This is a genomic window from Mastigocladopsis repens PCC 10914, from assembly GCF_000315565.1.
Taxonomy (GTDB): Bacteria; Cyanobacteriota; Cyanobacteriia; order Cyanobacteriales; family Nostocaceae; genus Mastigocladopsis; species Mastigocladopsis repens.
The window spans coordinates 3,865,923-3,880,497 of the sequence record NZ_JH992901.1 but is presented as its reverse complement, the minus strand read 5'-3'; the positions used below and the strand labels follow the sequence as shown (position 1 = coordinate 3,880,497).

Annotated in this window: 12 protein-coding genes; 8 read left to right on the top strand and 4 right to left on the bottom strand. The window is 45.0% G+C overall.

Features of this window, described 5'->3' with window-relative positions:
* Positions 1-29: 29 nt before the first annotated feature.
* Complete coding sequence (locus MAS10914_RS0119475; RefSeq protein ID WP_232224192.1) at positions 30-1,442, bottom strand: multicopper oxidase family protein; 1,413 nt, start codon at positions 1,440-1,442, stop codon at positions 30-32.
* A gap of 52 nt (positions 1,443-1,494) precedes the next feature.
* On the opposite strand from MAS10914_RS0119475, the gene MAS10914_RS36245 reads away from it, so the two are divergent.
* From MAS10914_RS36245 to MAS10914_RS0119455, 4 genes are all read left to right on the top strand, one after another.
* Positions 1,495-1,623 carry a hypothetical protein gene (locus MAS10914_RS36245; RefSeq protein ID WP_269635065.1) on the top strand — a complete coding sequence of 43 codons (129 nt, stop codon included), beginning with the start codon at positions 1,495-1,497 and terminating at the stop codon, positions 1,621-1,623.
* 380 nt (positions 1,624-2,003) lie between these two features.
* Positions 2,004-2,402, top strand: coding sequence for a response regulator transcription factor (locus tag MAS10914_RS0119465; protein WP_017317626.1), 399 nt, complete (start codon positions 2,004-2,006; stop codon positions 2,400-2,402).
* Positions 2,403-2,645: 243 nt separating this feature from the next.
* Positions 2,646-3,803 (top strand): XdhC family protein, encoded by a 1,158-nt coding sequence (locus MAS10914_RS0119460; RefSeq protein ID WP_017317625.1) that lies wholly within the window; start codon positions 2,646-2,648, stop codon positions 3,801-3,803.
* A complete protein-coding gene (locus MAS10914_RS0119455) occupies positions 3,785-4,402 on the top strand; it encodes a nucleotidyltransferase family protein (RefSeq protein WP_017317624.1) in 618 nt (205 codons plus the stop codon). Before MAS10914_RS0119460 ends, MAS10914_RS0119455 begins: the two co-directional genes overlap by 19 nt.
* 99 nt (positions 4,403-4,501) lie before the next feature.
* On the opposite strand, the gene MAS10914_RS0119450 is transcribed toward MAS10914_RS0119455, so the two are convergent.
* Positions 4,502-5,587, bottom strand: coding sequence for an A/G-specific adenine glycosylase (locus MAS10914_RS0119450; RefSeq protein ID WP_026082675.1), 1,086 nt, complete (start codon positions 5,585-5,587; stop codon positions 4,502-4,504).
* A gap of 451 nt (positions 5,588-6,038) precedes the next feature.
* On the opposite strand from MAS10914_RS0119450, the gene MAS10914_RS0119445 reads away from it, so the two are divergent.
* On the top strand, positions 6,039-6,551 hold the full coding sequence (locus MAS10914_RS0119445) for a hypothetical protein (RefSeq protein WP_017317622.1): 513 nt from the start codon (positions 6,039-6,041) through the stop codon (positions 6,549-6,551).
* Between the two features lie 132 nt (positions 6,552-6,683).
* Here the strand turns inward: MAS10914_RS0119445 and MAS10914_RS0119440 are convergent, their stop codons facing one another.
* Both MAS10914_RS0119440 and trpS read right to left on the bottom strand, forming a co-directional pair.
* A complete protein-coding gene (locus MAS10914_RS0119440; protein ID WP_017317621.1) occupies positions 6,684-7,598 on the bottom strand; it encodes a methylenetetrahydrofolate reductase in 915 nt (304 codons plus the stop codon).
* Positions 7,599-7,672: 74 nt separating this feature from the next.
* Complete coding sequence (trpS, locus tag MAS10914_RS0119435; protein WP_017317620.1) at positions 7,673-8,683, bottom strand: tryptophan--tRNA ligase; 1,011 nt, start codon at positions 8,681-8,683, stop codon at positions 7,673-7,675.
* A gap of 527 nt (positions 8,684-9,210) precedes the next feature.
* Between trpS and MAS10914_RS35725 the strand changes: the two genes are divergently transcribed.
* From MAS10914_RS35725 to MAS10914_RS35030, 3 genes are all read left to right on the top strand, one after another.
* On the top strand, positions 9,211-10,251 hold the full coding sequence (locus tag MAS10914_RS35725) for a CHAT domain-containing protein (RefSeq protein WP_017317619.1): 1,041 nt from the start codon (positions 9,211-9,213) through the stop codon (positions 10,249-10,251).
* Between the two features lie 18 nt (positions 10,252-10,269).
* Entirely contained in the window at positions 10,270-13,935 is a 3,666-nt protein-coding gene (locus MAS10914_RS0119425; protein ID WP_017317618.1) for an nSTAND1 domain-containing NTPase, read from the top strand.
* A gap of 296 nt (positions 13,936-14,231) precedes the next feature.
* Positions 14,232-14,575, top strand: a 344-nt coding sequence (locus tag MAS10914_RS35030; protein WP_198014988.1) for a hypothetical protein, incomplete at its 3' end; no start/stop codon positions are given.

Below are 14,575 nucleotides of genomic sequence, written 5' to 3'. Positions count from 1 at the left end.
TGTGTGGAGCGAACAGCTTTCGGTAGAGGCTACGCTACCACGTCAAAGGGCAGCATCATCTCGTTATCCTCGTGACTTAGCATATGGCAGTGCCACACGTATCGCCCGGTGAATGAGTTGCCAAAAGGCAGGTTTTCTGCAGCTTTAGCACCAAACGGGACGATAATGCGGACAACCTCGAACGCGTTGACGACCACCGAATCCTTCCAACCAGCCTCGTTTTCTGCTGGCGGTGTTGCCGAACTTGTCGTATAAGGAGTAGGGTCTACTGGTGGGTAACCATATGGCACTGTTGGTGCATATGCGTGGTCTATGAGTACCGTACGCGGGCCAGTGGCGCTATATGCTGCGATGTACTGGTCATAACTGATCGATTGCCGATTCAGGATCTGAAACGGCACCAGATGCAAGTGTACTGTGTGGGCGAACGGCTGAAGATTAATGAAGTTCCACTGCTCTACAGTATCTACCTGTGGTCGCTCCATCAACTCTGGGTATTTAGCCGCTTCATCCCAGTAGACGGCGTTGAGCATCATCGCCAAGGCAATATTATTACTGTCCACGATATCCGTTAACGTCAGGTAACGCTGTCGCACTGGCGGAGTCGTAATCTGCGTTATCTGTGGTTTGTTGACTCGCAGTTGAGTGGGGATAGTTTTAGAAACGGCAGCACCTTGGTTCACCGTAAACTGCATGATTTCTGACAGTTTGGCGTAATTCTGATTGATGAGTGTGGATAAACCCTTTGGATACGGCGCAGCAGCGTCATTTTCCAAGACGATCTTGTCTCCTGGCTGGCTGCTGGAGAAGTCAATCAGCACGTCAGCCCGTTCGCCGGGACCGAGTAGCAATTCAGACAGATACACTGGAGCGTTCAGGAACCCTTGGTCGCTGCCAATTTGAATCAGCTGCTGCTTTGACGACAGCTTGAAATTGTAGAATCGGGAGTTTGAGGCGTTGACGATCCGGAAGCGGTACACTGTTCGATCAACATTGAGATTTGGCCACGCCTTACCGTTGACGACAGCAACGTCACCGTAAAAGACATCATCCCAAGGGTATGGGTAGTACAGCGAACCATCGGAGTTAAACGACAAGTCTTGGATCAGCAGCGGCACCTCATAGGGAGCTCCAGCAGGGATACCGAGAGGTCCATTGCCACCCACAGGATCGTCGGTGTCCCTAATCAGGTACATCCCAGCCAACCCAGCTTGAATGTTCTGACCGGTGATGCCGAGTGAATGGTCGTGATACCACAGCGCTGTGGCTTCTTGATTGTTGTTGAATTTGTACTCATAGCTCTGTCCGGGCAGGAACGTATCCTCCGGATAACCGTCGTATTCGGCTTCTACGTTGGCACCGTGTAGGTGTATTACTGTCCGTGGGTTAGTTGCATCGGACTGCTGTACGCCATGCAACGACGTATCGAGCGCCCCTGCCAAAGGGTGGGAACCAAGGTTGTTGACTGCGGTAATGCTAACTGGAGTCCCCTTTGTGACCTCGAAAGTCGGACCAAGGTATGAGAAACCACCGTACCCGAAGGTAGGCGTGGCTCCCAGGCTACTGTGGAACGAGTGTGAACTCGAGGCGATTGTCAAGGTGCTAGGCGGCGCACTTGCGTAGGAGATAGGCAGAGACTCGGTAAATTTTGAAAGTGATGGCGAGGCTGCAATGGTTCTCTTTGGCTTTAACATCCCTGGGATGAGAAGTCCTGCTCCTAACCCCGCACTCGCTATTAGAAGTTGTCTTCTGGTGAACATTGTTCCTTCTGTGTGCTAGTTGTTTGATTGCTGTTGTCAACTGAAGATGCTTCCGATCAATGGAGCTTTTCTAAAAGCTATTGATTCTGTCCTAAAGCCGCTTGATTGGCTTACTAGAGCTTGCGGATATGGCTTCGGCTCTGTTTGTTCCTGTAGCTTCAAAGGTTTTAGTTTTGGCACAGTAATTATGTTTCTTTCGGTAGATGTTACAGAAATACTGATAGTAGATCTACCACGGATGCAATGAATATTGCTAGGCAATTCGAGAATCAACAGAGGTTTCATCAAAACGCAGACCTAGAGGGCAGTCCCGAACTGAGCGAACGCGAACGCGAAGTATTGCAACTGATGGCAACAGGCAAAAGCAATCAGGAACTCGCCAGTACCTTCGATATCACCGAAAGTACAGTCCATTTTTATGTCAAAAAAAAGCTCGGTAAGTTAGAGGTCAAAGACCGTATGCTAGCAGGGTTAACAGATCTACGGCGTGGCATTGCTTCCCTGTCGTTTTTAACAAACTTGCTTTCTAACTTAGGTAAAATATTTTACAAGCCTTTAATATTGTTAATTTTTTTTACACTAGCACCAGTTAGGTCTTTTGTTTACACAAAACAAGAATCCTCAGGGAGTGACAAATATTAAAAAAATAGGTAAATTGAGCATACAGTAGTAAATAAATGTATAGTCCCACTCTTCATAGGACGCCGTTACCTGTTGCCAGCAAGTTGAGAAAAGGAATTGCAAGGCGTGGCGTCAATCATAGGGCTTCCCGCAAGGTACACAGATGCACACAGATGAGGCTGTACTTCATCCGGATGAGAACCGCTCTAGGATAGAGGGCGATCGCTATGCTCCACAACTAATGAGTTTCATCATATTGCAGCCATGAAAGAACTACAGAACATCATCACAGTCTTCAAGCAATATAAAAGGTCTGGTCAGCGCACTGCCCTCGCGACTGTTGTCAAAACCAGCGGCTCTGTCTATCGTAGACCGGGCGCACGTATGCTGCTCACCGATGATGGTCAAATGATTGGTGCTATTAGCGGCGGGTGTCTAGAGAGTGATGTATTTGAACGGGCACAACGAGTGATGTTTTACTCAGGCAAGCCAATAGTAGTGCAATATGATACCACCTCCAGCGATGATATTGTGTGGGGCTTCGGTCTTGGCTGCAATGGAGTGGTGTCTGTGCTCATTGAATCCCTCAGTGATGCCTCTGCAAGCAGTCAAGTTGAGTTCATCGCCGACTGTTTTGATCAACATCAACTAGGAGTGATTGCTACTATCTTTCATGTACAGGGAGAAACCCAGGCAAAAGTTGCCTCAAGGCTGTTCTTAAAACAAGATGGCACTGTAGTACACGACATTGAAGAGTGTCAGTTTGCCCAAAAGGTATTAGAGGATGCCCGACGAGTGTTACAAAACGGGCATTCATGCATTGAATCCTACTTACTCGCTAATGGTGTTGCCGAAGTTCTCTTGGAAGTGATTCAACCACCTGTTCCCTTGCTGATATTTGGCGCAGGTCACGATGCCATTCCGCTTGTACATTTTGCGAAACAACTTGGTTGGCATATCACGGTGATTGATGACCGACCAGGTTACACAACACGCGATCGCTTTCCTTTAGCAGATAAGATCATTTTCTGCAATCCAGAAGACCTTGAGGCACATCTTATTCTCAATCCACGCATGGTGGCAGTGGTGATGACTCACAAATACGTCCACGATTTAGCCCTGCTGCGAACTCTGCTGCCGTCCCCTGTGCGTTATATTGGTATGCTGGGACCGAAAACTCGACGAGAGCGATTACTTCAAGACTTACAAGCCTCTGGATTCATGCCAGCACTCGACCAATTGCGTCGTCTCTACGGTCCGGTCGGTCTTGACATCGGTGCTAACACCCCTGAGGAAATTGCCCTTTCCATTTTATCGGAGATTCAAGCCGTTGTTGCTAATCGTTGCGGTAGCTCTCTTAGAGAACGCACCGAACCGATTCATTCCCCACAAGAGGAACTCACATGTCTGGTGTCGGTCTAATTGTCCTGGCGGCGGGTGCATCCACCCGCATGGGCACACCGAAGCAACTGCTCAAGTATCAACAGCAGAGCCTACTTTGTCATCTGGTTGAGGAGGCGACTTCTTCGGTCTGCAACCCCGTTATTGTTGTGGTGGGGGCACACGCTGAACGCATTAAACCAGAGTTGGAGCTGCTCGATGTACACACTGTCGAAAATCTAGACTGGTCTAATGGGATGAGCACCTCAATTCGATCTGGCATAGAAGCCCTCAATGTCATTAAACCAGATGTAGAAGCTGTTGTGCTGATGCTGTGCGATCAGCCGTTTGTCTCCACTCAAATTATCAATCGCCTGGTTGAGAGCTACTGGGCTACAGGTCAGCAAATTGTTGCTTCAGAATATGCAGGAACCTGGGGTGTACCTGCGTTATTCAACAGCACTTTGTTTTCAAAGCTCACTACGCTTAATGGTACTGCTGGTGCAAGACAGGTTATTAAACAGTATGCTCAGGAAGTTTTTACTATTGCTTTCCCAGAGGGTGCCCTCGACCTGGATACACCAGAAGATTACGAGCGGTTTTTGGCAAAAAATCAAATTGGATTTCAGCACTCACGATAAAGCTTTTGTGCATAGAAGATAAATTTGAAAAAAACGCACTCCAATTAGGAGTACGGTTTCTTTTCTTAATAAAGCGTCAACAACAAATCTTGGGCAATCTCAACTTGCTTTGTCCTGATAGTTCTGAAAAAGCTTAAAAACCTTATTGTCCAATGCAGTGGAAAGTTTTGAAGCAATAAGACTCCTTGAAACCCAGTAAAAGGATTGCGGCAAACTTAGTTTGCGCCAAGGAACACTCTCTGTCGTGATGCTTGGGTTTTCAACCTCTTGCGCGAGGAGAATCTTTCCAGAAATACGATGATGAGTGATACTATGTGAAAATCTGCTTGGTAGTTCAAAAAGTTGAAGATCTTGCAGAGATTGAAGAACCTTTTTAGCTTCTGAGACTTCAATTGCTGCAATTAAGGGGAACCCGACAGTGTTGGACAGAAATCCCTTTGTTCTGTTTGCAATAGCAAGTGTATCAGTTGCCTTTCTCCAAACGAGCAAAGCAAATAACTCCACATCGACAGCATCACGCCGTGGTTTTCTAGGAGGACAGCTTTCGATGCAATTTTGTGCAAAAGCTAGACACTGTTGCTGTACTGGACACAAAAGGCACAGAGGTTTCGATTTATGACAAACAGTTGCTCCTAACTCCATCATTGCTTGGTTAAAATCACCAGGACGTTCTTCAGGAATCATCTGAGCAACATGGGTTTGAATGGCTGATTGCCCAGACGAACTCCATACATCCTTAGATAAAGCAAGCAAACGACTCACAACCCTCACGACATTGCCATCGACGCAGGCAACTTTTTCATTGAAGCAAATACTTGCAATCACAGACGCTGTGTAAGGACCGCAGCCAGGTATTTTGAGCCACTCACAATAAGATTGCGGAAAATAACCATCAAGCTGCTCAACAATAAACTTTGCACCTTTGTTTAAATTGCGGGCACGAGCGTAATAGCCCAACCCTGACCAGAGTTGACGCAGTTTCTCCTCATCACAAGTCGCAAGGTCGTAAACAGTGGGGAGGTGCTTGACAAATTCTGAGAATTTTGGCACAACCACAGCCAGAGTCGTTTGTTGACTCATGACCTCACACACCCAGGTGTGATAAATGTTTATCTCCTGACGCCAAGGTAGTGGTCTGTGATGATGGTCATACCAAGCAAGGAGTTTCTCTGCACATTGATTCACTGTCAAACCTCTGTCCTGTCCAAGATAAATCCTAGCAGCACATCCTCTCCTACTAACAGCTTGGTATCGTTACAGCAGAACTCAGAACTCAGGAGTCAAATTTCCTCTCTGTCTGGCTTTTAGACAAAGCGCGTTGTAGTTCATTTACTTGCGATGTTCCGAGACGCTGCGCGAACACGAAAAATCTCACAACTCAAACCGGATGGTTATAGTACTTTATTTTACACAATTTTTAAAGAAAAAAAAGTAATAGTTACCTTAATATTAATCCTCATTAGGGATAATTGTATAACATCTTTGCCCCAGCACCTATAACCCTAATAGGCGTTAACGAGGTTATGCAGTTTTCCGTAACTCAAGGCGAAGGGTTTGGTATAGATCCTTTGTGAACTTATTAGTACCGATGAATTAAGTAAATTTTGTTGATTGATTTTTATTTCTTATCACTCCCATGCTCACTCATCATTGCAAGTCGGTATACCTATCACTTACTTCCACAGACCTACCAATTTGGTCTGTGGTCGAAACCGCAGTGACACTCTATCAAAAAGACCACAACCGATTCCATTTACTATTGACTACACCGTCTCTAAAAAATTGTGAAGTGGGCAACTTTTTCAATTTAGAGAAAGTGCCGTGCCAAGAGCAAGGCAATGCTAATGTCCCCAACGGTGGACGAATTTTGTGGTTGGAGATTTCTCCTCAAAGAATCATCATGACTATGCAAGGTAATGCTCAGTTGAATTACCGTCACTCTTGGGAACAGGGGGTTTATGGCGTGACTTGCTATTGGTTACCAACTGATTCATCACAACATAATAAACCTATTCGCTTGCGTAATTTTACTCGTAGCGTAACACTCAGCGGACACCCTTTGCCAGAGTATTTGCGGGTGGAATATGAATTGTGGGTGGGAGAACTCCAAGTGGGACATTACATCCTGAATTTGGAAATTAAACATTAAATGCAATCGTTTACGGGGCGCCTACATCTGTAGTTTCATTTTCACAAATCGGCTTTTACAAGAGACTTAATTAACACCAAAGCAGCTGGGATAACCAGCTGCTTTGCTAATAAATACGTTGTTAGGTTCCTGTTAGATAACTGCCGTAACGCCTGCCATATCTAAAATTTGCGGAATCAAATCTTCGCGTTTGACTGCCATCATATGAACACCTTGACACAATTGACGTGCTATTTGGACTTGCTGGGCAGCAATTTTCATCCCTTCCTCAAGTGGGTCTTTTGCTTGTGCCAACCTATCTATGATGTGCTGGGGAATATTTACACCCGGTACACACCGATTGATAAACTGTGCATTTTTTGCTGATTTTAAAAGAAAAATTCCCGCCAAAATCGGTTTATGAGAGCCTACGGCTATTTTGTCCATAAACTTTTCTAACCGCTCAAAATCTGTAATCAATTGACTTTGGAAAAATTGCGCCCCGGCTGCTAATTTACGCTCAAACCGACTTTGCAAACCTGACCAACTAGCACATTGCGGATCGACCGCTGCACCGGGAAATAAATCGAGCGCACCATCACTCAGGGGTTGCTCGTTGCAGTCAACACCGTGATTCAGTTTGTGAATCAATTGCAGCAGGCGCACGGCTTCCAAGTCAAATACACTTTTGGCGTCGGGATGGTCGCCTGCTTTGACCGGGTCGCCGGTCAAAGCTAAGATGTTATGGATACCCAGGGCATGAGCGCCCATGAGGTCGGCTTGCAAACCAATACGGTTGCGATCGCGGCATGCAATCTGACATATTGGCTCAATGCCATTTTGCAACAAAATCGCCGACGCCACGACTGAACACATACGCAGCACCGCGCGGCTACCATCGGTAATATTGACGGCATGAACCCTCCCCTTAAGGGTCGCCGCCATTTTGATCATATGCGCTGGATCTCCCCCTTTGGGAGGAGCTACTTCAGCAGTCACTAAAAACTCACCCGCTTGTGCGGCTGTCCGGAAGGCAGTCAAGGGGATTGAGTTATGGATATTCGACATAGCATTGAAGATTTTGGATTTTAGATTTTTGATTGATCGTCAATCTAAAATTTAAAATCTAAAATCTAAAATTGCTACAGTGGTACTGAGTAGCCCATGGCGGCTTTTACTTCGGCGAGAGTTTGATTGGCGATCGCCTCTGCTTTGTGCTTTCCATGTCGCAACACTGACTCTAGATAGCCTTTGTCATCCATCACGGCCTGATATTTGTCTTGGATAGGTTTAAGGGCTGCAATCACTGTGTCCGTAAACAAAGGCTTAAATTGCCCCCATCCCATATCCTGACACTCAGTCGCTACCTCTTGCTTTGTCTTGCCGGAAAGCAACATATACAATGTTAATAAATTGTTACTTTCAGGACGCTCTGGATTGTCAAATTCCAAACCACGAATTGCATCGGTTTTACAGCGCTTAATCTTTCTTGTAATCTCATCAGGTGAATCTAGTAAATTTATTCGGCTCATCTCTGATGGATCAGACTTCGACATTTTCTTAGTTCCATCTGTCAAACTCATCACCCTTGCGCCTTCCTTGCGAATCATCGGTTCTGGTAACTTCAGCACTGGCTGATCTGGTTTGGCAAATAAGTGATTAAACCTATTGACAATATCTCGTGTCAACTCCAAATGTTGCTTTTGGTCTTCACCGACTGGGACTTTATCTGGTTTGTAGAGCAAAATATCAGATGCCATGAGTACTGGGTAGTCCAACAAGCCAACATTCACATTTTCTCCTTGCTTGAGTGCCTTTTCCTTAAACTGGATCATGTCTTCCAGCCAATTGAGGGGTGTGATGCAGTTGAGCAACCAAGTGAGTTCACTGTGGGCAGAAACGTGAGATTGTATAAAGATAGTGGAGTTGTTTAAATCAAGCCCACATGCCAGATATAGAGCAGCTAAGGTGTAACTATTGGCTGCCAGATCCGCTGGCTCTTGTGGCACGGTAATGGCGTGCAAATCAGCTATAAAGAGGTAATTATCATACTGGCTTTGACCTTCTACCCAGTTGCGAATAGCACCTAAGTAGTTGCCCAAATGTAAATTGCCAGTTGGTTGAACTCCAGAAAGAACTCGTTTTTTGCTCATAAATTTCACTTTAGTATTTCTCTCCAATCCAGATTATCACTGGGGTAAGGAGAACACAGTTGTCAGAACACACAACACTGTTGGGCATCCCCATAAATAAATTTAGGTGATTTAAACAACTATAGATATTGACACCGACACACTGACAACCTCATACAATAATATTTAGTGTGAAACAGTTGGGAGAATAAGCTGTGGCAACTATTACCAATATCGGCACACTAACGCTCTTTCATCACTCTAAGCAGAGGAAAATAAGAAATACTCAGAATATAAGGTGTCTGGAACAGCGTCTCGCCTTGGATTCATCAATGCAATTAGTGTGAGACATCCAATCGATAAATGCGAAACTGGAAAGACCTTAAGCCGACGTTTTAAATTCGCCACCACAGCAAGAACGATTAAATAACGTAAAAGAAGCATTATGGCAAAAAGAACAGCTTTCCGGAATTATTAAATTTGGCTTTGAAGTAGCATTTATCCCTTACCAATTTGGTAGGGTTTAATATATTCTTCAAGGGTGCGAGATGGTTAAGGGACAAACTACTCAGCCACAAAAAATCTTGATTCTGGCAGCAATTCCCCACGGTTTGCGCTTGGATAAAGAAATTAGGGAAGTTGAAGAATGTATCCGACGTGCCGTAAGGCGGGATATGTTTGATGTTGATATTAGGACTGCTGTTAGACCCCAGGATATTCGCAGGGCGATCGCAGAAGAAAAACCCCAAATTGTCCATTTCTGCGGACACGGTTTAGAAGATGGAAGTTTGCTGTTAGAAGATGATGAGGGACAAAACAAAGCTGTGCCACCAGAAGGGCTGGCATCGCTGTTTGAGTTACACGCGGATTATGTAAACTGTATTCTATTAAATGCTTGTCACTCAGTCAAATCTGCTGAGGCAATTAGTAAATATGTTAATTATGCCATTGGCATGAACCAGCAGATTCAGGATCAATCGGCAATCCAGTTCGCTCAAGGTTTTTATGATGGATTGGGTTACGCAACTTTGAAAATTCAAGATGTATTTCAAAGAGCCTTTCAGGAAGGTTTAGTGGCGATTAAACTAGAAAACCTTTCCCAAGCCGAGATTCCAGTTATTAAAACAAGAATAAATATAGATAAACCACATAAACCAATGGATATTTCGTTACTAGTGAAATTTTTAACGCCCTGTCTGCCATTTCTACTGAATGTGGGCAATAAGGCGGTGGAAGGTGCATCCCAGAAGCTTGGTGAGGATGTTTGGCGAAAGGGGACAGTTATTTGGGGTAAATTGCAACCAAAGGTAGAAGGTAAAGCAGCGACTTTGGAAGCAGCTAAGGATGTAGCAAATGACCCAGAAGATGAAGATTTACAAACTGCATTGCGGGTACAACTGAAGAAAATTTTAGAAAGGGAACCCACACTGGCAGCAGAAATTGCTCAAATTCTATCAGAAAAATCCACTACAGAGGCTGGTGGTGATAATACTCAGCAATATGTCAGTGGAACTGGCAACCAAGCGATCGGAAAAATGGAGGGTAATGCCAAGGCAATTGGTAAAGTACACGGCAACGTAAATATGTAATGAAGGTAGCTAGGACTTATGTCAACTGAGCCAAAAACTCAACCGAAACAGCCTTCAAGTGAAATTCAACAGGTTTTAGGAGGTAATAAAAACCAATCTATTGGAAAGATGAACGGCGGTACTGCATTTGGTACAGTCGAAGGTAGTATATCAATAATATACAACTACTATTACCGTGAAGATACTCAGGTAGTACCTGTTGAATCTACTGAAGTTGCTGATGACAATCTTCCTTGTCCTTATCGCGGTTTGTTTCACTTTAGTCCCAATGATGCAGAGTTTTTCTTTGGACGTGAGGTATGTACAGGAGAACTTTTCGCAGCGACTCAAACCTGTAATTTTATACCCGTTTTGGGTGCTTCTGGAAGTGGTAAATCTTCGATAGTTCTGGCGGGATTAGTGCCCAAACTTCAAAATGAAGGTCACTGGCTATTTACTCACTTCCGTCCCGATTCAGATCCTTTCCATGCTCTAGCGTTGGCGCTAGTTCCCCTTTATACCCCCCATCTGGATCATACTGATAAGATAATCCAAGCTCGTAAATTGTCAAAAGCTCTTGGCGAGGGTCAAATTCCTCTAGCTGATGTATTTGCCCAGATTCACCAAAATCATCCAACAGATCGGGTGTTGCTAATTGCCGATCAATTTGAAGAAATTTACACTCTATGCACGGATCAGAAAATTCGCCTTAGTTTCCTGGATAATTTATTAGCTAGCTTTCCATCTTGCCCTTCTCAATCACAACACAAGCGTGTACTAGTTGCAACAATGCGGGCAGATTTCTTGGGAAATGCTCTGTTATATCCCCCTTTTGGGGATCTATTGAAAACTGATATCAAGCTTATCAGGTCGATGAATTGTGAAGAACTTGAGCAGGTAATTGTTAAGCCTGCTGAGAAGTTGGGGGTAACTTTTCAAGAGGGACTGGTAAAACGCATTTTGGATGATGTAGATTCAGAACCCGGTAATTTACCTCTGTTGGAGTTTGCATTAACGGAATTGTGGAAACGGCGAAAGGGAAAAGAGTTAACTCATGCAGGTTATGAGGATATTGGTGAAGTAAAAGGTGCCCTAGCTCGCCATGCTGATGAAAAATATGGCAACTTAACAGATGACGAGAAGGAAAAAGTACGGCGAATTTTCATCCAATTGGTGCATCCAGGGGAAGGAACGGAAGATACGCGGCGATTGGCGACGAAAGCCGAATTGGGTGAAGCAAGCTGGAGATTGGTGAAACAATTGGCGGATGCGCGATTAGTAGTTACTAGTTGTAATGCTGAGGATCAAGAAACAGTGGAGGTTGTCCATGAAGCACTGATTCGCAATTGGAGTGAATTACGACAATGGATGGACACAGACCGTAGTTTTCGTGCTTGGCAAGATCGGTTGCGGGGAGGAATCGATCTATGGAAACAGACGCAGCGAGATGAAGGGGCATTGTTGCGGGGTGTAGCGTTGGCGGATGCGGAAGAAAAGCTGAAACAACGCCGAGAGGATCTGTGCGAAGAGGAGCAAGAATTTATCCAAGCTAGTGTAGCACTGCGCGATCGCGAACAAAAGGAGCAAGAACGCATAAGGTGGAGTGAGGAAATTAATCAAATTAATACCCTAGCTCAAGTTTCGGATGGATTTTTGTACTTAGATCGCCGGAAAGCTGTCAAATCAAGTGTAATGGCTGCTGAAAAAATGCTTGCTTTACTCTCGGTAGGTGCAAATGTAGATGCAAATACCCGCACTCAGGTAGAACTGGCGTTATTAAATACAATTCACAATGTTGCCGCACCCAACACTTTGGGAGGACACGCAAACTCGGTTAATGGGGTCAGCTTCAGCCCCGATGGTAAAATGCTGGCTTCTGCAAGCGATGACCACACGGTGAAACTGTGGGATACCTCCACCGGACAAGAAATAAAAACCCTTACTGGGCATACAAACTGGATTTGGGGGGTCAGTTTCAGCCCCGATGGGAAAATGCTGGCTTCTGCCAGTAAAGACAAGACGGTGAAACTGTGGGATACCTCCACCGACACAGAAATTAAAACCCTGAGTGGGCATACAAAGGAGGTTCATAGGATCAGCTTCAGCCCCAATGGCAAAATGCTGGCGTCTGCAAGTGCTGACTACACAGTGAAACTGTGGGAAACTTGCACCGGCACAGAAATTAAAACCCTTACTGGGCATACAAGCGAGGTTTGGGGGGTCAGCTTCAGCCCCGATGGTAAAATGCTGGCTTCTGCGAGTCATGACAAGACGGTGAAACTGTGGGATACCTCCACCAGCAAAGAAATTAAAACCCTTACTGGGCATACAAGCCAGGTTTGGGAAGTCCACTTCAGCCCCGATAGTAAAATGCTGGCTTCTGCAAGTGCTGACAATACGGTAAAACTATGGGATACCTCCACCGGCACAGAAATTAAAACCCTAACTGGGCATACACAAGGGGTTGGGTGGGTCAGCTTCAGCCCCGATAGTAAAATGCTGGCTTCTGCAAGTGCTGACAACACAGTAAAACTGTGGGATACTTCCACCGGCAAAGAAATTCAAACCCTAACTGGACATACAAACTGGGTTTGGGGGGTCAGCTTCAGCCCCGATGGTAAAATGCTGGCTTCTGCGAGCGATGACCACACGGTGAAACTGTGGAATACCTCCACCGGCACAGAAATTAAAACCCTTACTGGGCATACAGAAAGGGTTAAGTGGGTTAGCTTCAACCCCAATGGTAAAATGCTGGCTTCTGCGAGTGATGACAAGACGGTGAAACTGTGGAATACCTCTACCGGCAAAGAAATTCAAACCCTGACTGGGCATAGAGATGCGGTTTGGGGGGTCAGCTTCAGCCCCGATTGCAAAATGCTGGCTTCTGCAAGTGCTGACAATACGGTAAAACTATGGGATACCTCCACCGGCACAGAAATTAAAACCCTTACTGGGCATAGAGATGCGGTTCGGGGGGTCAGCTTCAGCCCCGATGGTAAAATGCTGGCTTCTGCAAGTGCTGACGACACGGTAAAACTGTGGGATACCTCCACCGACAAAGAAATTAAAACCCTTGCTGAGCATACAAAGGAGGTTAATAGGATCAGCTTCAGCCCTGATGGCAAAATGCTGGCTTCTGCAAGTGCTGACAACACGGTGAAACTGTGGGATACCTCCACTGGCAAAGAAATTAAAACCCTAACTGGGCATATAGAAGGGGTTTTGGGGGTCAGCTTCAGCCCCGATGGTAAAATGCTGGCTTCTGCAAGTGCTGACAACACAGTGAAACTATGGAGATGGGATTTTGAGTATTTACTCAAGGAAGGGCGCAATTTTATGCGCGAGTACTTTAAAACCAATCCCCCTGATAATGAAAGCGATAAGCATCTGTGCGACGGTGTAGGCATTCCTGCAAGCGTCAATATACAAGCAGAACTCAACGCCTTATGTGAGATCCTAGCGAAGTTAGAAACCTCAGACCGTCGTAAAATTGACAATGCCTTTGAAGATGCCCAGGACGAGCTAAATAAGCCACAACCAGATAAAAACGAGGTGGGTAAGGCATTAGATCGAGCTTTTGACTATGCAAAGAAAGCCGAAGGGTTTGCTTCTATGATCGCAAAACTTCAGCCACATATCACTAACATTACTGCTTGGCTAGGTGATAATTGGCAATTGGACTTTGGACAAAGCTTTCTTCTTTAGATTTATTTATAGCTAAACTCTTATTGATCATAGGACTTACGCACTTTACAAATCAACTCTTGTGTGCATAACACTCTAGCGCCAACTTCCGTGCGGTTCTGCAATAGTCAGATCGAGCAAGAATTTCCCATTTCTATCTCACTCATGCATAAGTTGATTTTGCTTGCACTTAATTAAAGAAGGAAGGGCAGCAAATAAGTCTGATTCACATAATCAGATTTTTGTCAATGCGTAAGCCTAGATCAGTGTAAGTTCAGAAGATAACTACTGTAAATTAATACCAAATACGGAAAATCATGCTACACATCTTTATCTTTGTCCCTACCTCCCTACCTCCCCACCTCCCCATCTCCCCACCGATTAACCAGGTGGAATCAATGGCTATGTCTAATATTGGTGGATTTACACCCGATCATTTATTGCAGCAAATTTATGGAACAACGGTTTTAGATGAGCATGTAGATGTAGAATTGAGTGATGAGGAGTTAGAATTAATAGCCGGTCGTCCAAGACATGCCAGTGGCTATACTTCAGATCTCTTCGTAAATGACAGAAAAATAATAGATTTTCGTTCTGATGTTCAGCAATATGTGACCCGGAACGACCACCAAGGACTAATTAACCACATCATGGGACGATT

Excerpts from the sequence above, each read along its gene's own strand:
- MAS10914_RS0119440 (WP_017317621.1), bottom strand. The coding sequence starts at position 7,598 with ATGTCGAATATCCATAACTCAATCCCCTTGACTGCCTTCCGGACAGCC.
- MAS10914_RS0119445 (WP_017317622.1), top strand. The coding sequence starts at position 6,039 with ATGCTCACTCATCATTGCAAGTCGGTATACCTATCACTTACTTCCACA.
- MAS10914_RS0119425 (WP_017317618.1), top strand. The coding sequence starts at position 10,270 with ATGTCAACTGAGCCAAAAACTCAACCGAAACAGCCTTCAAGTGAAATT.
- MAS10914_RS0119460 (WP_017317625.1), top strand. The coding sequence starts at position 2,646 with ATGAAAGAACTACAGAACATCATCACAGTCTTCAAGCAATATAAAAGG.
- MAS10914_RS0119455 (WP_017317624.1), top strand. The coding sequence starts at position 3,785 with ATGTCTGGTGTCGGTCTAATTGTCCTGGCGGCGGGTGCATCCACCCGC.
- MAS10914_RS0119465 (WP_017317626.1), top strand. The coding sequence starts at position 2,004 with ATGAATATTGCTAGGCAATTCGAGAATCAACAGAGGTTTCATCAAAAC.
- MAS10914_RS35725 (WP_017317619.1), top strand. The coding sequence starts at position 9,211 with ATGGTTAAGGGACAAACTACTCAGCCACAAAAAATCTTGATTCTGGCA.
- trpS (WP_017317620.1), bottom strand. The coding sequence starts at position 8,683 with ATGAGCAAAAAACGAGTTCTTTCTGGAGTTCAACCAACTGGCAATTTA.